Below are 20,700 nucleotides of genomic sequence, written 5' to 3' on the forward strand. Positions count from 1 at the left end.
CCCGCGGAGCGGGTACCTCATCGCTGCGCGATGAGCAAGCGAAGCGCCGCGCTTCGCTTGGCGCGCCCTTTCCGCTTCGCTCCAAGGGCTGTGGTGCCGGCTCGCTTCGCTCCCCGGCCCGCGCGAAGCGCGGGCATTCCCTCCGCTTCGCTGCGTGAACGCAGTGAACGGGCCTCGCTTCGCGATGCCCTGAGGGGCTGCCATTTCGTGGCGGTGTGTCAGGGGTTCCGCTTCGCTCCACCCCGACCCGTCCGCTTCGCTCCCGGACCAAGAAGCCCGCTACGCGGGCGGCTGGCTACGGGGAGGGGTGGCGGTCGCTCGTTCGGGTCGGGTTCCGGTGTGCCCCGTGCATCAAGTTGATGCAGCATGTACTGTTGGCGGAAGTATGGGACACCCTGAGCCGCCCGATAATCTTCCCAGGATTCCGAGAGGCACGACCACGGATGACCGTTCACCACGAATCTACCGCGTCCGATCCCGCGCTGAGCCGCGATTCCATCCGCAGGGTGAGCCAGTACCAGACGGCGGCCGTGAACGCCCGGCTGCGCGTGTTCGCGCTCCTGGAGGCGCAGGGCATGCCCGCGGGCGAGGCGGACGACCTGGTGGCCGCGCTGGAGGCCGGTGCGGTCGCCGGAGCGCAGTGCCAGGTGGTGGAGCTGGACGGCTTGGCGCCGGCCTCTCAGGGCTCGCTGTACTCGGACGGCTGGAGCGCGGGCGTGGCGGCCGTGAGCGAGGCCCTGGTGGGCATTGCGGACCGGGAGTGGTCCCGGCGTGGTGGCCGGTCGGCGGGGCCGCTGAACTGGCCGTACACATCGCGGACGTGAGGCAGCGTGAGCGGGCCGAGCTGGTGCGGCTGGAGAGGTACGTTCGGGAAGCAGTGCTGCCGGCCACTTCCCCGCATACCACGGCGCGGCGCCAGGTCCTGGAGGCGCTGGGCGAGGCCGGCGGTCTGTGCACAGCCCGGACGCGGAACGCGGACGGGGACGTCGTCGTGTGCGCGCTCGATGCCGGGCACTACGACCCGGCTAACCAGCCGTCGGCCAAGGGCGGTGAGCCCGGCGGCTGGCACAAGGCGGACGGATCGATCTGGAACGACTCGGGCGCGGCAGCCATTCCGCACACGGCCCTCTGAAAAGACCACACGGATTCAGCACAGATTCAGCGCTCGGGGAAGGCGTGAGATGTCAGCGATTCAGCTCAGGGAACACCAGGTAGACCAGCGTGCGGCCTTTCGTAAGTGGGTCGGATTTCCTGCAAGATCATCTGTTCCCCCGCAGGGGGCCCGGGGCACGATCGTGTCCGCGACCGGCTCGGGCAAGACGATCACGGCCGCCGCGTGCGCGCTGGAGTCGTTCGCGGACGGCCGGATCCTGGTCATGGTGCCGACCCTGGACCTGCTCGCGCAGACCGCCCAGGCGTGGCGGGCGGTCGGCCACCGGGCGCCGATGATCGCGGTGTGCTCGCTGGAGAACGACCCGGTCCTGGGCGCGCTCGAGGTGCGGACGACCACGAACCCGGTCCAGCTCGCCCTGTGGGCCGGGCACGGACCCATCGTCGTGTTCGCCACGTACGCCTCCCTCGTCGACCGCGAGGACATCGACGCACCCGAGGGCCAGCGGAAGGTCCGTGGCCCGCTGGAGGCTGCCCTGGCAGGCGGGGAGCGTCTCTACGGGCAGCGCATGGACGGTTTTTCGCTCGCGATCGTGGACGAGGCCCACTCAACCGCGGGGGATCTGGGCCGTCCGTGGGCGGCGGTCCACGACAACCAGCGGATCCCGGCGGACTTCCGGCTCTACCTCACCGCCACCCCGCGCATCCTCGCCGCACCCCGGCCCCAGCGGGGCGCGGACGGCCAGGAGGCGGAGATCGCGACCATGGCCGACGACCCGGACGGGACGTACGGCGCGTGGCTCGCGGAGCTCGGGCTGTCGGAGGCGATCGAGCGGGAGATCCTCGCAGGGTTCGAGATCGACGTCCTGGAGATCCGCGACCCCTCCCCCGTCCTCGGAGAGACGGAGGAGGCCCGGCGCGGCCGGCGCCTCGCGCTCCTACAGGCCGCGCTCCTGGAGCACGCCGCCGCACACAACCTCCGCACCGTCATGACCTTCCACCAGAAGGTCGAGGAAGCGAAGGCGTTCGCGGACAAGCTGCCGGAGACCGCAGCCGAGCTGTACGCCAACGACGCCTCCGATGAGGGCCTGGCCGCCGCCGACAAGCTCCCCGCGTCCTCGATCGACGCGGAGTTCTACGAGCTGGAGGCCGACCGCCACGTACCCCCGGACCGGGTCTGGTCGGCATGGCTGTGCGGCGACCACCTCGTCACCGAACGGCGCGAGGTCCTGCGCCAGTTCGCCAACGGCATCGACGCCGCCGGACGCCGGGTGCACCGGGCGTTCCTCGCCAGCGTTCGCGTTCTCGGAGAGGGCGTCGACATCACCGGCGAGCGGGGAGTCGACTCGATCTGCTTCGCCGACACCCGCGGCTCACAAGTCGAAATCGTGCAGAACATCGGCCGGGCCCTCCGACTCAACCGCGACGGCAGCACCAAGGTCGCCAGGATCATCGTGCCGGTCTTCCTCGAGCCGAACGAGGACCCCACCGACATGGTCGCCTCCGCCAGCTTCAAGCCGCTCGTGGCCGTGCTCCAGGGCCTGCGTTCGCATGACGAACGTCTGGTCGAGCAGCTCGCCTCCCGTGCCCTCACCAGCGGCAAGCGCAAGGTCCGCGTCCAGCGCGACGAGGACGGGCGAATCGTCGGGGCCGACGGCGGGAGCAACGGCGAGTACCAGGAACAGGACGACACCGACACCGCTGCCGAGTCCGCGCTGCTCCACTTCTCCAGCCCGCGCGACGCCGCGACCATCGCCGCCTTCCTGCGCACCCGGGTCTACCGGCCGGAGTCCCTGGTCTGGCTGGAGGGCTACCAAGCCCTCATCCGGTGGCGGGCGGAGAACGAGATCACCGGCCCCCACGCCGTTCCCTACGACGTCGAGACCGAGGTAGGGGTCACGAAATCGTTCCCGCTTGGCCGATGGGTCCATCAACAGCGAAAATCCCTACGGGCCGGAGAGCTGGAAGAACGGCGCAAGACTCTCCTGGACGCACCCGAGGCCGGGATGGTCTGGGAGCCGGGCGAAGAGGCGTGGGAGAGCAAGCTCGCCGCGCTCCGCTCCTACCGGCGGGCCACCGGGCACCTCGCACCCCGCCAGGACGCGGTCTGGGGCGAAGGCGAGGCGATGGTGCCCGTCGGCCAGTACATGGCCAACCTGCGCCGCAAGGGCGGACTCGGAAAGGACGCGGAACGGGCCGCCGCACGCGCGAAGCAGCTGACCGCAGTCGACGAGGACTGGAACTGCCCCTGGCCACTCAACTGGCAGCGCCACTACAAGGTGCTCGCCGACCTCGCCGCCGACGAACCCCACGGCCGGCTCCCCGATATTGAGCCAGGCGTGCTCTTCGAGGACGATGATCTAGGCAAGTGGCTCGCGCGGCAGCGGCAAGCGAGCACCTGGGCGCAGCTGTCGACCGAGCAGCAGGAGCGGCTGTCCAAGTTGGGCGTGCAGCCGCTCGAGGTACCACCTCCGGCTCCGGCGGCCAGTCGCGGGGCGAAGGGCCCGAACAAGGCACAGCAGGCATTCCAGCGCGGACTCACAGCCCTCGCCCAGTGGGTCGAGCGGGAAGGCGCCCACCGGCCCGTACCGAGGGGACACAGCGAACAGGTCACGATCAACGGCGAGACGGAACCCGTATCCGTCCGGCTCGGTGTCTGGGTATCGAACGCCAAATCCAGGCGGGACAGGCTTACTCAGGAGCAGCTGGACGCGCTGCGGGAACTGGGCGTGGAATGGGCGTAGGAGCCCCGAGGTTACCCCTCTGCCAAGCCGTGGCTGGTGACCCATAACGAGTGAGGCCGACTGGCGGTTATGGGAGTTGAAGATCAACGGACCCAGGCAAGGCATGGACGGCAGGAATCGGAAGCTGGCGCCGTTAGGGGCAGGATCGATGCCCCTGGCAGGTGGGGTGTGGCGCGTGGCACCGCTGCAAGGTGAGATGACGCAGTCGTTCTTGAGCCGGGTGGCTGCGCGCTATGGCGTAGGGCTCAGGGATCTGCTGGCGGCAATCGCTGAGGTGGGCGGGCTGTCGAATGTCACGGGTCAGACGCGGGTGGACAGCGAGGTGTATCTGAACCGGCAGGCTCGGGATCGGGTGTCCCAGCTGTGCCGAGTCCCGGAGGTTCATTTGCGACAGGCACTTCCTGCCTGGGCGCAGGAGGAGCCTCGAAAGCGGTTCACTGCCGGCCCAGCAGCGCAGTTTCATCACACCGCGGAGAAGGTTGTGCCCTGGGGGCCGGCATGTCCTGAGTGCGCGGCGCGATCAGCCGGGCGCGGCGAGGGCGCGCGCTTGTACATAAAGCCGCAGCAGCGGGTGTGCGCGCTGCACCGTCGGTGGCTGATGCAGGTGCCGGACACGGCCGGCCGGGTGGTGAGGTTGCCGGCGGGGGGCAAGCAGTGGGTGCAGGCTCAGCGTCGTCATGCGAGGTTTCTGCGGCGTTCCTCGGTGGCTGCGGAGGCGTTCGAGGTGGCTGCAGCAGTGACTGCCTCGTGGTGGTGGCAGACGCGGCCGCGGGAACACGTGTGGCCTTCTCGGCTGCGGAGCCTGAGCAGTGGACGGATGGATCCGGGGGTGTGGCGAGTCCTGGCGCGGGAGTTGGTGACGTACCCGGAGACGGTTGCGCTCGCCACGCTGCTGGCCGATGACGGGTTCCGGCAGCGCCTGATCGCCGACGCCCGGGGGCATGCTCCGTACCGGCTGGCCGACCTGCCGGTGCTACTTTCGGCGGTTGCGCGCTGCGTGGGGCGCCCCTGGTACAGGGAACAGCTGGCGGATGAGACGTCGGGACCTTTGTTCGCATGGGTGTATCAGTGCGTGCGGCCGCCGCGTCGCACCGGGCAGGGAGAGCGAGCGATGTGGGCGGTCGCCCCGGCGCACCGTTTGCGCCCGCTGGTTGACGAGCTGGCCGCGCGGATGTCCGTCAGGGCCGACGGGCAGAAGACGGAGGGCAAAAGACGGCGGGGACTTAACCGCCAGTCGGATGAGTCCTTCACGACCGGCCTGGCGCATGCGGGCCAGTACGTGCGCGAACACGGGAACCTTGCTGTCCAGAAGGACACCATGGCGGGGTCCTTCCGGCTTGGGGAATGGCTGCACAATGTGCAGACCAGGGCCTGGGCGCTTTCGCCGGATCGGGTCCAGGCGCTGATGGCCTTGGACCCGTGGTGGAACGTCCCTTGGTCGGTGCAGTGGCAGCGCTCGTACTATCGGGCGCGCGATCACGCCGCCGTGGACGGTCCGCCGGATGCGGCCGCAGGGTTTGCCGGGACCGCCGTGCTGAACGGTGAGTGGCTGTACCTGCAGTGCACCCACTACGACGCCCTTCACTCTGAGCAGCAACGGCTGCTGGCGGACATCGGCGTCACGGCCGAAGCAGCCCGTACCGCCCGGCCGCGGCGGGCCAGCATGCGGGCACGTTTCGATACAGGGCTGGCGCACGCCCGGGCCTATGTCGCCGAGCACGGCCACCTGGCGGTCTCCGGCAAGGGGGCGGTGCACGAGGGGTATCCGCTAGGGGTCTGGCTGGTGGCCCAGCGCAGTAAGGCGCACAGGGCCGCAAAGCCCACCGAGCGCTCCCGCGCGCTTGCTGCCGTTGACCCGTGGTGGAACCCGCCCTGGCCGCTGTCATGGCAGAGATCCTTCGCGCAGGTCCGTCGGCTGGTGCAGGACGGACACGCACTGGATGCGCAGCGTGGCTTTCCGGGTCTGGAAGCGGAGCTCGCACTGTGGCTGTCGCACCAGTGCGCCGTGTACGGGAGTCTGCAGCGTGATCAGCAGTGCCTGCTGGCCGGTATCGGCATCACAGCTGAGGAAGCTGGCAAAGTCCCCATGACGGCAGAGGAGGCCAAGGCCGCCAGCCAGGCCGCAGCACGGCTGGGTGGCTCAGCCGGCTTGGGCAGCGCCCGGTCCTTCGCCGCGGCACGTGGGCACCTGGCACTTCCCTTCGACTATGTGCATGAGGAGTATCCGCTGGGCCGCTGGCTGGTAGCACAGCGCAGCAAGGAACGCCGCCACCTGCGGGCGACGCGCACCGCCTGGCCGCCCGGGCGGCACCTGACGGAACTGGACCCCTGGTGGAACCCGCCCTGGCACTTCCCGTGGCAGCGCAACTACCAGCAGGCCCGCACGCTATGGCAGGAGGACAGGCTGCTCCTGCCCGGCCAGCACGCCCCGCCCGGCGACCGGGACGAGGATGAAGATCCGCTGACGGTGTGGCTGCGCCGGCAGTGCGCCCGGCACGACGTCCTGCACCCAGAACAGCAGAACCTCCTCGCCGACATCGGGATCACCGCCGCCACCGCCCGCACCGTCACCGCGTCCCTCACCACTGCCACCCCGGGGGAGATCGGGCTGGCCCATGCCCGCAGCTACGCCGCCGAGCACGGGAACCTGGCCGTGACCGACCGCACCCGCCACAACGGCCACCCCCTGGGAAGTTGGCTCTTACGCCAACGCCAACGCGCCGCCGACGGGCGCATCGAGCCCGCCCGCCTCGCCGCGCTCAACGCCCTCGACCCTCACTGGAACCCGTCCTGGCCCCTTGCCTGGCAACGCGCCTACCATCGGGCCCGCGCCGCCACCGATGGCGGCACCCTGACCAGCAGCGAGCGCCGCTGGATCAGGACACAGGCACAGCTATGGGACAGCCTTAACCCCGCCCAGCAGCAGCTCCTTGCCCACCTCGGCACGACCGGGCCCACCGCCGTGCCCCCACCGGCCCGCACAGCGGCACGCCACTATCCGCCAGGCGAGGGCCTGCCCCACGCCCGCGCCTACGCCACCCTGCACGGGCACCTGGCGGTATCCGTCCATACCCATCAGGACGGTTTTCCCCTGGGACGCTGGCTCGTGCAGCAGCGCCGCAAAGCCCGCTCAGGCCAGCTGTCCGCATCCACTCTGCAAGAACTCACCGTCCTGGACCCGTGGTGGAACCCACCCTGGTCCTTCACCTGGCAGCGCAAGTACCACCAGTACCGCACCACCCGTGCCGCCGAGCGACCCATCCCACCTGAACTTCACCACTGGGCCCGCAGACAGGCCACGCTCTGGGAACAGCTCCACCCCCACCAACAAGGACTCCTGACAGGCATCGGCCTGCACCCCGCCCCTATTCCACTCGGAGCGGTATAGACGTTTCGACAGGTGTGCTGGGCGGCTCGCTGGTCCGGACGCTACTGATCGCCCTGGTGGTAGGCGCGGGCAAGGAGCCCGGCGAACGCAGCAGCCCGCTCTACGCTGTAGCGGCCGCCTCGGATCTGCTGCAGCAATGCACGGCCTACCTGTTCGGGAGTGAACCCGTTTCTTGCCAGCTCTTGGACGACCTCCTCAACAGGTGGCGGTGCGTGCCGATGGGCACGCTCGTTCACGGCCCCGGGCGCTGTTCCGGCAGGGACAGGCCTTTGCTCGGCTGGAGCAGCAGCCTGCAATGGGGCTTCGAAGAGGAGTTGCTGTTCTCTCGGAGCATCCCCAGCAGGCCGGCTCCGCGGTTGTCTCACATCTCCCGGGAGCAGGTTCTCATCCAGCGGCCTGAGATCAGGCCTGGCGCGGACCAGGATGCTCTGGCCGAACGACAAGGTGCCCCACACGTATGTGGCCTGGTTACTCGCTGTCGGCGTGTCCATAGGCATCAGGGGCCCTAGTCCGGCCAGTGCCGGCCCCATTGGCGTGTGGCCTACCAGGTCGAGGGTGGCCTTGGGAGGGCTCCAGCGGAGCAGATCTGGGTAGGCGAAGGTGGCGGCTTCACGCCCTTGGGAAATGTCCCACATGCGGCGTGCCTCGGAGTCGATGACCTTGGCATCTTGCACGGTGCCAGGTGGAGGGCCTGCCGTGACGGCGCCTAGGAGCGCGCCAGCCATGGTGGCGATGGTGTCGGTGTCCGAGCCGAGAGTGTTAGCGGCGAGGAGCAGGCCGGCTTCTGGTGAGTCGGTGTAGGCGTGTGCGAGAACCGCGGCAAGCAGGGTTGTGACTGTGCCTGATCCGCGAGTCGCGTCGTCGAATCCCCCCCACTGCTCCACCAGCGCAGCATAGGTTTCGGCGGTCAGGGGGGATGTGGGTTCGAAGGTTTCGAGTGCTGTGCGGCATTCGTTGGCGACGGTGATCGCGGCTGAGCGGAAGTCGATGCCTGCGGCCTCAGTCCATGTGGGCAGCCAGAGGTACGCGAGTTCGTCGTCCTTCGCGATGAGGTCTGGCACTTGCTCGAGCCAGTCAATTGCGGGGCGCCACTGCTTGGGGCCGGGGAGTTCGTTGGTGTCGAGGGCCTGGGCCAGCAGGACGGCGTGCAGAACGGCGCCGAGGATGCCCCGGGGGTGACCGTGGGTGCTGACGGCGTTGCGGACGACGTCTCGGGTGATGTGGTCCCAGCTGGTGAGGTCCCGCGCGGACCAGACGTGGGGCTGGATGCGCATAGCGGCCCCGTTGCCGCCGATGTCGACGTAACGGGCAGCTTTGGTGGCGAAGATGTTCTGTGACCACTTGGCCTCGACCCGCATCAAGCCGGTGGCTGCCGCTTTGGTCCCGCGGCCAGCTCCGAGGGCGTAGGCCTGCCATGCGACGACTTCGATCTTCGCGAAGGCCTCGGCGTCGAATTCCCCGTCTCCGCGAATGGCACGTGAAGTTGCCAGGCGCAGCTGGGTGTCATCGGAGTATGCGCCTGCAGGCAGAGGCATGTCGCGTCCGTAGCGGCCTCCGATGCGCCTCTTCCAGGGCACGGTGGTGGTGACTTCGTCCCGTCCGATGCGGCGACGTACGCCGGCGGTGTCGGTCAGTTCGGTGATGAAGCCGAGTGCGTCTCCGTACGCAGCCCACTGGGCCGAGGCGCGTACTGCCTCCCATTGCATGGCGCTCACCGTAGTCCTTACCTGCCGAACATGACCGGGTCGACGATGATGTCGACCTCATCATGTCCGCTGACACTGACAATGGCCTCAGCCTTCGCTGCGTCCTCGTGAGTGAGGACGTAGATGTGCTGCAGGTGTCGTGTGGAGACGGCCTGCGGGTAGAGCACCTCGGCCTGGGGATTGGTCGGGAGGTGGGGCGCTCGGTTCCACCGCGGCAACGTCTTGTTGAAGCCTTTGGGGACGCGGTCGGCGAAGAGGGCTTCGGCCCCAGGCAGCCCTTCGACGGGGGTGATTCCGTCGTATCCCATGTTGCCTGGGGCGAACAGGACGCCGGAGTGCGTCATGATCACTGGATCGAAGCTGAGGACAGCCCAGAACAGGTCTTCGTCCGCCCACCAATCTTCGCTGCTGATGCGAAGGAAGCGGTGGTTGGGCTCACTGATGCTGAGGTTCACGTACGACCAGTACTTGGGGTCCTCACGTCGCCACTTGGTGTTCTCGTGGTAGATGCTCTCGAGGTACTCATCTTTGGCAAGAAGCGCCCGAGCCTTGCACAGCTGCTGCACGAGGATGCCGAGCAGACCACGGTTGGTGGTGAAGTGCACCACTTCGGTGATCTTCCGTTCCTGGATAAGCGTGCTGATTCCCTCGGCGTGTATGTCGCCGTCTGATGTGGGCGGGCTCGGCTCTGTGGTGGTCATACGGCCTTCACGTCATAGGTGTCCGGGTCCATGCAGGCGATGAGGTCGCTGGCCTCGGAGGGCTTGTAAGTGATGGTCAACGTCTTGCGGGCCCGTCCAGCGGACATGGCCAGCAGGCGCAGGTGGGCGTCTCGTTCGCTGTCGCCGGGCTCGGTGGCGTGCGGCATGACCTCGGTGTTGAGACCGACGATGATCACGTGGTCGAACTCCAGGCCCTTTGCGGAGTGCATGGTCGACAGCGCCACGTTCACCGGGCCGGTGGGCCATTCCCCGGTACGCGTGAGCGGGACCCAGGCCAGCCCGGCAGCATTCAGGCGTGCCTTGACCTCGCTGAACCAGCCACCGCCCTTGGCATGGAGGATGGCGACGGACTCGTCGTTTTCCGGGCCAAGGTCATTGAGGAACTGCACGACATGGTCCATCTGCTGGGTGAAGGTCCCCTGGACCAGCAAGGGCTTGTCGCCGTCCCCCCCACACGAGGAGAGGTCCGGGATCGCGGCGTCGTCCGTGGTCTCTACGTCGCGCAGCAGGGGGGCGGCGAAGGCAGCGATCTGCCGGGTGTTGCGGAAGTTTTTCGACAGCAGCTTGCTGTTGTGCGGCCCCACGCTCAAGCCGACTTCAGCCCAGGTGAAGCGCTGGGGGTAGATGCGCTGGGCCGCGTCGAGGACGAAGGTGAGGGTGTGCTCGTCGGTGACGTGGTTGAGGACCGCCCTGACCTGGTTGGCGGAGAAGTCCTGGGCCTCGTCCACAACGACGACGTGGTACGGATCGTCGGCGCGCTTGGCCGCCATGGCGTTGGCCAGGTCGGACCAATCCCAGGCCTGCTGCTCCTTCTTCCACTCCTGGAAAGGAACGATCACCTCGTCCAGCAGCCGACGGCGCAGTGAAGCCGGCATGCGCGGGGAGCGGCCACGGCCCTGCCGCTCGCACTCGATGTACTCGACAAGGCGGTCCGGCATGAATCGGCCCAGGACGTAGTCCACTTCAGAGCGTACAAAGTCCTCGGACAGGGGCAGGGCCGCGGCCAGGGCGTCCAGCTTTCCGTTGTGCTCGTGCTCGCGGAGGATCCGCTCGTAGGGCACGCGGTCGGTGGCCCACTTGGCGAAGGTGGAGATCGTCAGCTCGACGTCGTTGCCCTTGATCTGTTCCTTGGTCAGTTCCTCGATGTAGCCGCGCAAAGTCTTGTTGTAGGTGAGGACCAGGACGCGGACAGGGCCGTCGATGAAGCCGTCACGGCGGCGCCGCTGCCAGTACCGGACGGTGAACTTCAGCCGGTAGAGGGCAGTGGTGGTCTTGCCGCTGCCAGCAGCGCCCCGTACGACGAACACCCCCGGCTTGTGATTGGTGATCACCGTGAGCTGCTCGCTCGTCGGCTGCGTCGGCCTGAGAACCTTCATCCGCGCGGTCCCTCCCCAAGACTCGCTCCCCCGAACCTGATGCCATGTTAGAAGTAGCTGACACCAGGCGGGTTGAAGATCGGACAAGCAGTCTGTCGCAGACTTGCAGGAAGTGACACATCGGTCACCCATTCGAGTGATGGCTGCGGAGCTGTCCCTCCCCCGGAGGCGGCAGGTACTTGGCTGTCCGACGTGGAGCAGCGAGCTGTCAACGAGCGAGGCGGGGTGAGCGTCGAGGCGGTGTTCGCCACAGCCGCCGGACAGGTGACGCAGCTGTCGTGGGATCAGGCGACGACGTCGGCGCGCTTCGAGGACCTGGCGCCGGTATCCACGTTTCCCGTAGTGCCGGGCCGCAGGTGGGGGCCGGGCTGGTGGTGGTCGGCGACCACCGGACGGCACGTCGTACATGGTTCGGCGGCCATGCGCACCCAGCTGATGGTGCTGGACCGGAATCCGGACGTGACCGGCCTGGCCGCCCGTCCGGTACGGCTGCTGTGGCGGGGCCCCAACGGGCGGGTGCGCTCGTGGGTGCCGCAGCTGTTCGCCCGGTACGCCGACGGCACCGGCCTCCTCGCCGACTGCCCCTCCAGCCCGACCGTCGGCGGAGACGGGGCGCAGCGGGCGCGGATGGTCCTGGAGGCGGCGTGTGCCCGCGTGGGCTGGTCATACCGGCGCCTCGAGCCGCCTCCCCCGGTGGTGGAGGCGAACCTGCGATGGCTGGCCGGCTACCGCCACCCCCGCAATCAGGGCCCGCCCGGGCTACAGGCCGCGCTGGCTGAGGCGTTCGCCGGGCCCCGGCCGCTGGCCGACGGCGCAGCCGCGGTGGGTGATCCTCTGCGCGTACTGCCGGCTGTCTATCACGCGCTGTGGTGCGGGCATCTGACGACGCCTCTTGATGAGCCGCTGCACGAGGAGACGCTGGTCTGCGCTGGCGCAGAACGTGGTGGTGGGGGCATCGAAGTACGACTGGACGCCGGGGGGGGCGGCCGCGGAAGGGATGAGCGCAGTGGGCGACACAAAGGGTAAAAGCCAGCGGCCGGTGGTGGAGGTCGGCGCGCACGTCGCCTACCGGGGACAGACCTGGCAGGTCGCCGCCTTGCAGGGCCAGCGGATCTACCTGCTGCAGGAGGACGGCACCGAAACGACACTGCTGCTGGGGCGGTTGTTCGCCGACCCGGGATTCGAAGTAGTGGGCGCATGTAAGCCGGACGCAGTGCCGCAATGGGGACTGTTCGAGACCGTTCCGGTGGCGGCCCAGCAGCGGGCGCTGGCGTGGCTGCCCCACATCCGGGAGGTCGAGACCGGATGGCCGCACCCTGAGGGCAGCCGCGAGGGGCAGGCAATGCGGCCGGAGTACGACCCGGAGCGGTGGACGCTGGCGCAGCGGGAGGCGGCCAAGGCGAAGGAACTGGCGGCGCTCGGCTTCGCCCGGGTGACCCGCACGACAGTGCAGAGGATGCGGCACGTCTACCGCAAGCAGGGCCTGTGGGGGCTTGTCGACAAGCGCGCGGTGCCAGCCCGGGGGCGTCATCCGACGGGATATGCCGACGAACGGGTCGTGGCCGCGGTGCTGGAAGCACTGCGGCGCCAGCGGGGCCGGTCGAAGGGGACGGTAAAAGGACTGCAGGTGTTGGTCGGGCAGATCCTGGAGGACACGCACGGGCGCGGGGTGGTGGAGATGCCCTCGCGGTCGACGTTCTACCGGCTGGTCAGCGTGCTGGCCGACCCGGCCGATCGTCCCGGACGCCCGGCGCGTACCACCACCGCACCCGCCCGCGCCTCGTCGGCGCCGGTGATGCTGCGGCCCGGGGAGCAGGTGCAGATCGACACCACCCGCCTGGACATCATGGCCGTCCTCGAGGATGGCAGCCTGGGCCGGCCGGAGCTGACGATCGCCGTCGACGTCGCCACCCGCTCCATCCTGGCCGCCGTCCTGCGCCCGCACAGCACCAAAGCCGTCGACGCCGCCCTGCTCCTGGCCGAGATGGCTGTTCCGCATCCTGCCCGCCCCACCTGGCCTTCAGCGCTGCATCTGTCTCGGGCCGAAGTGCCCTATGAGCGGATGCTGTCGCTGGACGAGCGCCTGGAAGGCGCGGCCGCGCGACCGGTGGTCGTGCCCGAGACGATCGTCGTCGACCGCGGCAAGATCTACCTCTCGCAGGGCTTCATCGCCGCCTGCGAGACACTCGGGGTCAGCGTCCAGCCCGCTCCACCGGGGCGGCCGCAGGCCAAGGCCGTGGTGGAGCGCACCTTTGGTGCGATCAACGACCTGTTCTGCCAGCACGTCGCCGGCCACACCGGCTCCAACCCCCAGCGTCGCGGCTCAGCGACGGCAGCCGAGACTCGGTGGACGATCCCGCAGTTGCAGGACTTCCTCGACGAATGGATCACCTGCGGCTGGCAGAACCGGCCCCACGACGGACTGCGCCACCCCGTCCTGCCCAAAACCGCCCTCACCCCGAACCAGATGTGGGCCGCGCTCATCACCATCAGCGGGTATGTGCCCGTGCCGCTGAGCGGAGCCGACTACCTCGAACTGCTGCCGGTGCGGTGGCAGCCCATCACCGAACGCGGCATCCGCCTCGACTACCGCACCTACAACCACGACATCCTCGACCCCCACCGCGGCCAGCGCTCCCCCCTCGCCGGCAAGGACGGCAAGTGGGAGGTGCACCACAACCCCCACGACGGCCGCCAGATCTTCGTCCGCCTCACCGACGGCCAACTCCACGAAATCCCCTGGATCCACCGCGACCACGTCCACCAGCCCTTCAACGACGCCATCTGGCGCCACATCCAGACCGAGGTCGAACAACGCGGAGACCGCGAGCAGCACGAGGCCGAGCTCGCCGGCGCCCTCGACCAGCTCCTGCGCCGCACCCGCCACCCCGCCGAGACCGAGCAGAAAACCCGCCGTAGAAGAGCCTCCCGCTCCGGTACGGCAGCACCGTTGCCCGATCTTCCAGGCCAGCGGCGCCCCCTCGACACAGAGACCGCACCGGCCCCGGCACCGGACTGGAGCGACAGCCTGGACGACCTCATCAGCGTCGACACGGCGGCCGAGACCGGCACGAGCGAGCCGAAGAGCATGGGCGTGCTGCCGGCCGAGGCAGGCGGGTACGGGCTGTGGGACGCCGAAGCGGAAGCGGAGCAGTGGTGAACGCCTCACCGGGCACGAGCGATGCATCGGCCCGCAGATCCCCATCGACGGCGGACCGGTCTCCCGGTTTCACGGCAAGCGCCGACGGCGACGCCCCTGATCCGCAGCCGCAGGCGGTGACCACCTGGGACGGCTTCCAGGCCTTCGCCACCACACCCGTGGCCGCTCCTCCCACACCCGGCGCGCCGCCTCGCAGCCTCGCCGAACGCCTGGCCTACCACTCGCGGTTCGTCACCGTGCGCACCCCGGCCATCGACGCCCTCGCCAAGAACGTACGCACCCTGATGATCCTCGGACGCCACCAGACGGTCACCGCACGGCCGTCCCTGATCGTCACCGGTCCCGCCGGCGCCGGGAAAACCACCGCCCTGCTCCAGGTCGGACGCGCCTGCCACCTCGCCCACACCCGCCGCCACGGCCCCACAGCAACAGCCGGACAGTCCCCGGTCGCCTACGTCCTGGTCCCGCCCGCCGCCAGCGCCAAGACCCTCGCTATCGAGTTCGCCCGCTACCTCGGCATCCCCGTCACCCCCGGCATGTCCCAGGCCCAGATCACCAACTCCGTCTGCCACACCTACACCGCCGCCCGGGTACAGCTGGTAATGATCGACGAGATCCACCGGCTCAACCCCCGCACCACCACCGGCGCCCAGAGCGCCGACCTGATCAAAGACCTCACCGAACGCATCGGCGCGACCTTCGTCTACGCCGGCATCGACGTCACCACCACACCCCTGTTCACCGGGGTACGCGGCGCGCAGCTCGCCGGACGCGCCTCCCTCATCGACTGCGCCGCCTTCCCCGCCCGTCTCGGCGACGAAGAGCCCTTTCGCGACCTCATCACCGCGATGGAAGGCGCGCTCGACCTGCGCCGCCACCGCACTGGAACCCTCCCCCAGCTGGCTCCCTACCTTCATGAGCGCACCGCCGGCCGCATCGGCAGCCTCGCCCGCCTCATCCGCCAGGCCGCCATCACCGCCCTCATCGACGGCACCGAACGCATCACCAAGACCACCCTCGACGCCATCCGCCTCGACCACCTCGCCGAACAGCACTACCAACCGCGCGCCCGGACCCGAAGCCGCGGCACCAGCACCCCGTGAGCCCGACAGACGTCGCGGCCCCTGTCGCGGCAGGGACCGGCGCCGCACAGCGCAGCCTCGTCACCGCAGGGGCATGGCATCGGATCCCGTCAACCGCGCCGGGCGTGATCGGCGTACGGCCACTGCCCTTTGAGGCGACCGCCTCATACGTCCAACGTCTCGCCGGCACCTACCGGCTGACGCTGTCCCAGCTCCTCGACGGCGTCGGTATCACCCTGACCGGCCACGGCACCCTGCCAGCAGCCGAACTCCACCTCAATCACAACGCGGCCCGGCGCCTGGCCGCCCTCGCCCGATTCCCACTCCCCCACCTGAAGCACGCCCTGCCCCACCTTGCCCTGCCGAGCGACGCCCACGGCACCGAGGCCGCCGCGCACTGGAAGCGGCTCGAGGCCGAACAGCAGCCCGTCCTCGCCTGCACCCTGTGCACCCGCCACCGCAGCCACGACACAACCGACACCGCCTGGGCCCACACTGCGCCACAACGGCTGGTGTGCCCACGCCACCACCAAGCCACCCCCGACCCCCGGCTCGCCTTCCCCCTCCACACTCGGGCGACGCCCGAGACCGCCGCCGCGCACCACGCCCACCAGCGCCTCCTACGACACCCCCGCGCCGCCACCGCCTGGACCACAGCGCGCGCCATCACCACCCGCTGGTACGACCACCAGCACCACCTCACCCACCGCTGGCACACCCGCCTGACCCGGCTCTGCGCCGCCAACCCCCACCTCACCACCACGCACAGCGCCTCCCCCGCCCTGGTGACCCGCGACCTGGTGACCTATCCGGAAACCGTTGCCCTCGCCCGCACACTCGCCGCCCTCCCGAATCAGCCACACCGCGACACCGTCAAGGCCCTTACCCTCATCGCCCACCGCCTCGGACTGCCCCGCCTGGCAAGCAACGCGAACGACCCACTCCGCGTCTTCCTCACCCACACACGCCACTGACCAGCACCATCCGGAACCCCAAACCCCCAGAGAACGCAGCCTCCTATAGACGTGCCACCACACCTACGAGAAAGCCAAGATCAATCCCACACAACTACCGGACCGCAGGCCAAGCCCCCGAACAACCAAACCGAACACGCCCCCAGCCACACCCACCGCGCCCGAACGCAACCGCTTCAGCCGTCCCGAGTCCCACCCCCAAAGACGAAACACCAGACCAAAGCAGTCCACCACCCTAAAGATCACTGCTCCGTCACAACCGCGAGGAGCTCCTGGACGCGCCGGAGGCAGGGATGGTCTGGGAGCCGGGCGAGGAAGCCTGGGAGAGCAAGCTCGCCGCCCTGCGGTCCTACCGGAGGGCCACCGGGCATCTCGCACCGCGGCAGGACGCCCTCTGGGACGACCCGACCGGCACTGGCCCCGTGCCCATCGGGCAGTACATGGCCAACCTCCGCCGCAAGGACGGCCTCGGGAAAAACCCAAAGCGCGCGGCGGAACGCGCGGAGCAGCTGGCGGCCGTCGACCCGGACTGGAACTGCCCCTGGCCGCTGAACTGGCAACGCCACTACCGCGTCCTCGCCGACCTCGTCGACGCCGACGGTGTCCTGCCCTACATCGCGCCCGGCGTCACGTTCGAGGGCGACGACATCGGCACCTGGCGGTGCCGACAGCAGGAACCCGGCACCTGGGCGCAGCTAACGCCCGAACAACGCGAACGACTGGAGGCGCTGGGCGTGCGGGGCACGGCCCTCCCCGTAGCGGCCGCGACCCCGGCGGAACTCCGTCCCGGGCTAGCCGCCGCGCTCAACGGCCCGAAGAAACCCGGGAGCAAGGCCAAGGCCGCGTTCCAGCGCGGCCTGGCAGCCCTCACCCAGTGGGTGGAGCGCGAAGGCACCGACCGGCCCGTCCCACGCGGAGCGGTCGTGGACGTCGTGGTCGACGGCGAAACGGTGCCGGTGCGACTGGGCGTATGGCTCTCCAACACCCGCGCACGACGCGACAAGCTCACCGTCGACCAGCTCGCCGCACTCGCCAACCTCGGCATGGCCTGGGCACGGTAGAAGACCGACATGCTCTGTGGCACCAGCGCACTTCCACGCGGAAGGTCCTCCAGTGCCAGGGCACCGGGACGCGGCCCATTTGCACAATTGCGCGAAAACGATCTTGGTGGCTGCGGGGCTCACCAGCCGATCCCGCGTTCTCGACCGGCCACGGGGAGGGCGGGCGCTGCCCGCTGCAGCAGCCCGCACCCAACGCATCTGCCAACAGAAAAGCCCGAGGCTCGACATGATCCATGTTCCCGGCATCCCAGAAGGTCATCCCTCCCCTGCCGGAATTCATCGCATCGCTCCCCTGCCGCAGGAGACCACGGCATCCTTGATCGGCCGTGTCGCCGCCTCCTACGGGCTGGAGACATCGTCGCTGCGGCCCGGCTGGAAGTGGCGCAGCCAGCAGCCCAGACACGAGAGCGGGGCTCCTCGGGCCGATGCCGAAGTACTGCTCAACGCCGGGGGCAGGCAGCTGCTGGCCCAGCTGTGCGGCGTCGACGAACACGTGCTGGCGCGGGCGCTGCCGTCCTGGGAGCTGGAGGATGCCAGACTGCCCGCCGAACAGGACGAGGCTCCGGCAGCGGTATGGCGGATCGGTGGGGCGGTCGCCGGGCCGGTGGCGTACGGCTGCCGTCTGTGCACGGCGCGACGCACGGGTGCGGACGTAAGGGTCGGTACATGCCCCTCTGGTCCCGGGTGTGCATCCGGCACGGCAGGTGGCTCCTGGACGCGGACGCCGACCAGCCCCACGAGTATCTGGACGTAACGCACCTGCCGGAGATAGCCGGGGCGCAGCGGCGGTGGGCGGCAGTGGCGCGGCGGGCGGTGCGGGCGGGGACCGGGCCGGAGCAGGTGTTCGCGCTGGCAGGTGCGGTGGTGAGCCGGTGGTGGGACCAGGCTCTGGGGTGGGAGCGGGAGACGGTCTGGCCGCGGCGGCTGCATCAGGTCGCGGGCGGGGACGCCGGGCCGGAATTCGAATGGTGGCGGATCGTGGGGCGGGACGCGGTCGTCTTCCCGGAGGTGGTGGCCGTCGCCGAGGCGCTGCTGGACCCGGCCATGGCCGAGCTGGTGTGGATGGACAGCGGTGCGGAGCGGCCCCGACTGCTGCCCGCCGACGGGGTGTTCTGCCGCCGGCTCGGGGAGCGGGTCGGACGGGCGTGGCTCGAGCCGCTGGCCGCGACGGACCACGGCGGTCCGCTGATCGCCTGGATGGGCGGCATCGTCCGCCGGCGCCGCACCAACGGCAAGCCGCCCGCGCCCGGGTTTGCGGATGATCCGTGGTGGGTGCGCCGGGAGCATCAACCGGTGAGCACGGCCGGGCAGTTGCGGGTGCTCGGCAAGGAGAAACAGGCACCGGGCTCAGGAAGGATGTGGCGTGCCACGGTGTCCGCGGAACAACGCATGCTGATCACCCAGGCGATCGAAACTCGTCCCACCCAGGGCGCGCCGGCGCCGACCACCGCCGTGCGCGGCACGGCCCCTTCCACGGCCGCCCACAGCGCGCGACGTCCAGGTCCGTGTCGTACGCGGCGACCAGGTACAGCTCCTGAGCGAGGACCTTCGACGACTTTGCCAGGATGCGCGCCTCACACGCGGAGACCGAGGTGTGACGTACACGCGTCACCACACCGCTCAGAGAGGGCCAGCCCGGGTGACGCCTCGACGTCACTCCACATCCGTCGCGTGACGACAAGCAGCCGGGGAAAGCTACTCCGACTGCGATTCGCCCATTGCGTAGTCGATTGCCTGCTGGACGGTGATGATCCGCCGCTTCTCTCCGTCCGGGACCTCGATGTCGAACGCCTCCTCAAGAGACATGAGCAGTTCCGCCATGTCCAGATCGTCCGCGCCCAGGTCGTCGACGAATCTTGTTACGTTGGTGACTTGTCCCGCTTCGACGCCTAGCTGATCGATGACGATCTTCCTGACGCGTTCTTCAACAGTCCGGGTGTCCGCGGTGTCAGTCATGGTTCGGTACCTCCCAGGTGGTTGGGGTGGCGACTGGCCGAGCGGCAGCTGCTGAAGCTCGGTCAGTCGCCCAGCGCATGACTTGTACGCCAGCAGCATGATCCACAAGGAGGATAGGGCCTCGCCGTCCGAATTTCCGGATTTGGGCCGGAAGTAACCGACAGAAGGGCGACAAGGACCCCGCGCGGTGGAAACCCTCCCTGGAGTCGTACTGTGCACGTCCAGCCGGGCCTGAATCAGCGTGAAGTCCCTCTACAACCTCACCGCCAACGAGGTGGAGGTCACCTCCCTCGCGCAAATGCTCGACACCTGCGACTGAACCAGTCACAACCCCGCACGCCACAGCGTCCGGTCTGCAACAACTTCGGGCAAGGGCCGAACCTCGTCTCTCGCATGCGGGTGAGGGTGCCGTGCCGGCCGGAGCCCGCCAGGACCTCGACGGTGACGTCGCGGGTGTACGACTCCCCTCTGCCTGGCGCTCCCCCGTGATCGTGGCAGTGGTGAGGGCGTCGGCGATGTGCCCGGCAAGCACCGGGTCCAGGCGGGCCGACAGACGGATCGGGGCGCCTTCGTCGCCGACGGCGAGCGCGAGCCGGTGGGGCCGGCGCCGGGGCCCGAGGTATCCGACGACCAGGGCGTCTTCGGTGTCGGCGTGGCGGATCTTGATCCAGCCGCGCCCGGCCTGGTACGGGGCGCTGCCCCTTCGCGACGATCCCCTCGTTGCCCTGGGTCTGGTACAAGGCGGGTGCTGGGCTGCCAGGGCTCGGGCGCGGATGATGCCGGACGCCGCTCAGGCCTGGGCGGCCCCGAAGTCGATGCGCCCACCCTTCATCACCCTCATGACCAGGCGCCTCGCGCGGAAAGGTGCCACTTCAGGCTGGCCGATGAAAGCAGCACCCACCGCTGGCTGACAATGAGAAGCTACTGGCCGTGCTCGTCGAATGCTGCCTGAAGGTTGGCGGCCACCGCATCGACGCCGCGTCCCTCGATACGGTACTTCGGGAGGAAGTAAACGAGTTCACCGTCCTTGAACAACGCGAACGACGGCTCGGACGGCGGGATGTCCTCGAAGTATCCGCGCATCCGCGTGGTGGCCTCCAGGTCCTGCCCGGCGAAGACGGTCACCAACCGGTCAGGACGCTTTGAGCTGTTCGTCAAGGCCATACGGACCGCCGGGCGGGCAATGTCGGCCGCAGCACCGGTCACGGCGTTGACGGCCACCAGCGTCAAGCCCTTGTCGGCGTCCTTCATCGCGGTGTCCACCTCCTCGGCGGTCAGCAGTTCCTTGAAACCGATCGCGATCAGCTCTTCCTTCATCGGCTTGACCAGCAGAGGTGAGTACGGCATCCCATTTCCTCACGTAGAGCAATCAATTAGTGACCCATAGTATCCATCAGGCTGGCGTGGTGATAACTGAGCGG

At 69.1% G+C, this 20,700-nt stretch carries 16 protein-coding genes; 10 read left to right on the forward strand and 6 right to left on the reverse strand.

Annotated features, from left to right (window positions below; translation table 11 throughout):
- Positions 1 to 506: 506 nt before the first annotated feature.
- The 4 genes from ACFZAT_RS20345 (at position 507) to ACFZAT_RS20360 (ending at position 7,242) form a co-directional block, all read left to right on the forward strand.
- Complete coding sequence (locus tag ACFZAT_RS20345; RefSeq protein ID WP_391265624.1) at positions 507 to 824, forward strand: hypothetical protein; 318 nt, start codon at positions 507 to 509, stop codon at positions 822 to 824.
- Complete coding sequence (locus ACFZAT_RS20350; RefSeq protein WP_391265625.1) at positions 821 to 1,132, forward strand: hypothetical protein; 312 nt, start codon at positions 821 to 823, stop codon at positions 1,130 to 1,132. Before ACFZAT_RS20345 ends, ACFZAT_RS20350 begins: the two co-directional genes overlap by 4 nt.
- A gap of 49 nt (positions 1,133 to 1,181) precedes the next feature.
- Positions 1,182 to 3,854, forward strand: coding sequence for a Helicase associated domain protein (locus tag ACFZAT_RS20355; protein ID WP_391265626.1), 2,673 nt, complete (start codon positions 1,182 to 1,184; stop codon positions 3,852 to 3,854).
- A 175-nt stretch (positions 3,855 to 4,029) separates the two neighbouring features.
- Positions 4,030 to 7,242, forward strand: a complete 3,213-nt coding sequence (locus ACFZAT_RS20360) for a Helicase associated domain protein (RefSeq protein WP_391265627.1) — start codon at positions 4,030 to 4,032, stop codon at positions 7,240 to 7,242.
- Positions 7,243 to 7,283: 41 nt separating this feature from the next.
- Here the strand turns inward: ACFZAT_RS20360 and ACFZAT_RS20365 are convergent, their stop codons facing one another.
- Genes ACFZAT_RS20365 through ACFZAT_RS20375 form a run of 3 tightly spaced genes read right to left on the reverse strand, consistent with a single transcriptional unit; the run spans position 7,284 to position 11,046 of the window.
- On the reverse strand, positions 7,284 to 8,948 hold the full coding sequence (locus ACFZAT_RS20365) for an ADP-ribosylglycohydrolase family protein (protein ID WP_391265628.1): 1,665 nt from the start codon (positions 8,946 to 8,948) through the stop codon (positions 7,284 to 7,286).
- Positions 8,949 to 8,965: 17 nt separating this feature from the next.
- Positions 8,966 to 9,649, reverse strand: a complete 684-nt coding sequence (locus ACFZAT_RS20370; protein ID WP_391265629.1) for a DarT ssDNA thymidine ADP-ribosyltransferase family protein — start codon at positions 9,647 to 9,649, stop codon at positions 8,966 to 8,968.
- Complete coding sequence (locus tag ACFZAT_RS20375; RefSeq protein ID WP_391265630.1) at positions 9,646 to 11,046, reverse strand: 3'-5' exonuclease; 1,401 nt, start codon at positions 11,044 to 11,046, stop codon at positions 9,646 to 9,648. Before ACFZAT_RS20375 ends, ACFZAT_RS20370 begins: the two co-directional genes overlap by 4 nt.
- 225 nt (positions 11,047 to 11,271) lie before the next feature.
- Here ACFZAT_RS20375 and ACFZAT_RS20380 point away from each other — a divergent pair, with 225 nt between their 5' ends.
- The 6 genes from ACFZAT_RS20380 to ACFZAT_RS20405 all read left to right on the forward strand — a co-directional run bounded on the left by ACFZAT_RS20380 (position 11,272) and on the right by ACFZAT_RS20405 (position 18,077).
- Positions 11,272 to 12,072 carry a TnsA-like heteromeric transposase endonuclease subunit gene (locus ACFZAT_RS20380; RefSeq protein WP_391265631.1) on the forward strand — a complete coding sequence of 267 codons (801 nt, stop codon included), beginning with the start codon at positions 11,272 to 11,274 and terminating at the stop codon, positions 12,070 to 12,072.
- Positions 12,044 to 14,206: a transposase gene (locus ACFZAT_RS20385; protein WP_391265632.1), complete on the forward strand. Its 2,163-nt coding sequence runs from the start codon at positions 12,044 to 12,046 to the stop codon at positions 14,204 to 14,206. Before ACFZAT_RS20380 ends, ACFZAT_RS20385 begins: the two co-directional genes overlap by 29 nt.
- Positions 14,207 to 14,322: 116 nt before the next feature.
- A complete protein-coding gene (locus ACFZAT_RS20390; protein ID WP_391265633.1) occupies positions 14,323 to 15,309 on the forward strand; it encodes a TniB family NTP-binding protein in 987 nt (328 codons plus the stop codon).
- Between the two features lie 104 nt (positions 15,310 to 15,413).
- Positions 15,414 to 16,262, forward strand: coding sequence for a TniQ family protein (locus tag ACFZAT_RS20395; RefSeq protein WP_391265634.1), 849 nt, complete (start codon positions 15,414 to 15,416; stop codon positions 16,260 to 16,262).
- Positions 16,263 to 16,555: 293 nt separating this feature from the next.
- Positions 16,556 to 17,323: a Helicase associated domain protein gene (locus tag ACFZAT_RS20400; RefSeq protein ID WP_391265635.1), complete on the forward strand. Its 768-nt coding sequence runs from the start codon at positions 16,556 to 16,558 to the stop codon at positions 17,321 to 17,323.
- A gap of 316 nt (positions 17,324 to 17,639) precedes the next feature.
- Positions 17,640 to 18,077, forward strand: a complete 438-nt coding sequence (locus ACFZAT_RS20405) for a hypothetical protein (RefSeq protein ID WP_391265636.1) — start codon at positions 17,640 to 17,642, stop codon at positions 18,075 to 18,077.
- A 175-nt stretch (positions 18,078 to 18,252) separates the two neighbouring features.
- Here the strand turns inward: ACFZAT_RS20405 and ACFZAT_RS20410 are convergent, their stop codons facing one another.
- The 3 genes from ACFZAT_RS20410 to ACFZAT_RS20420 all read right to left on the reverse strand — a co-directional run bounded on the left by ACFZAT_RS20410 (position 18,253) and on the right by ACFZAT_RS20420 (position 20,626).
- Complete coding sequence (locus ACFZAT_RS20410; protein WP_391265637.1) at positions 18,253 to 18,531, reverse strand: hypothetical protein; 279 nt, start codon at positions 18,529 to 18,531, stop codon at positions 18,253 to 18,255.
- 487 nt (positions 18,532 to 19,018) lie between these two features.
- Entirely contained in the window at positions 19,019 to 19,279 is a 261-nt protein-coding gene (acpP, locus tag ACFZAT_RS20415; protein ID WP_391265638.1) for an acyl carrier protein, read from the reverse strand.
- 921 nt (positions 19,280 to 20,200) lie between these two features.
- Positions 20,201 to 20,626, reverse strand: coding sequence for a BrxA/BrxB family bacilliredoxin (locus tag ACFZAT_RS20420; protein ID WP_391265639.1), 426 nt, complete (start codon positions 20,624 to 20,626; stop codon positions 20,201 to 20,203).
- Positions 20,627 to 20,700: the final 74 nt, after the last annotated feature.

Source organism: Streptomyces sp. NPDC008163, assembly GCF_042956885.1.
Taxonomy (GTDB): Bacteria; Actinomycetota; Actinomycetes; order Streptomycetales; family Streptomycetaceae; genus Streptomyces; species Streptomyces drozdowiczii_A.

What these genes read in the sequence shown, in the direction of transcription:
- ACFZAT_RS20420 (WP_391265639.1), bottom strand. Translation starts at nt 20,626, where the DNA reads ATGCCGTACTCACCTCTGCTGGTCAAGCCGATGAAGGAAGAGCTGATC.
- ACFZAT_RS20365 (WP_391265628.1), bottom strand. Translation starts at nt 8,948, where the DNA reads ATGCAATGGGAGGCAGTACGCGCCTCGGCCCAGTGGGCTGCGTACGGA.
- ACFZAT_RS20400 (WP_391265635.1), top strand. Translation starts at nt 16,556, where the DNA reads ATGGTCTGGGAGCCGGGCGAGGAAGCCTGGGAGAGCAAGCTCGCCGCC.
- ACFZAT_RS20410 (WP_391265637.1), bottom strand. Translation starts at nt 18,531, where the DNA reads ATGCCGCCCATCCAGGCGATCAGCGGACCGCCGTGGTCCGTCGCGGCC.
- ACFZAT_RS20385 (WP_391265632.1), top strand. Translation starts at nt 12,044, where the DNA reads ATGAGCGCAGTGGGCGACACAAAGGGTAAAAGCCAGCGGCCGGTGGTG.
- ACFZAT_RS20375 (WP_391265630.1), bottom strand. Translation starts at nt 11,046, where the DNA reads ATGAAGGTTCTCAGGCCGACGCAGCCGACGAGCGAGCAGCTCACGGTG.
- ACFZAT_RS20370 (WP_391265629.1), bottom strand. Translation starts at nt 9,649, where the DNA reads ATGACCACCACAGAGCCGAGCCCGCCCACATCAGACGGCGACATACAC.
- acpP (WP_391265638.1), bottom strand. Translation starts at nt 19,279, where the DNA reads ATGACTGACACCGCGGACACCCGGACTGTTGAAGAACGCGTCAGGAAG.
- ACFZAT_RS20355 (WP_391265626.1), top strand. Translation starts at nt 1,182, where the DNA reads ATGTCAGCGATTCAGCTCAGGGAACACCAGGTAGACCAGCGTGCGGCC.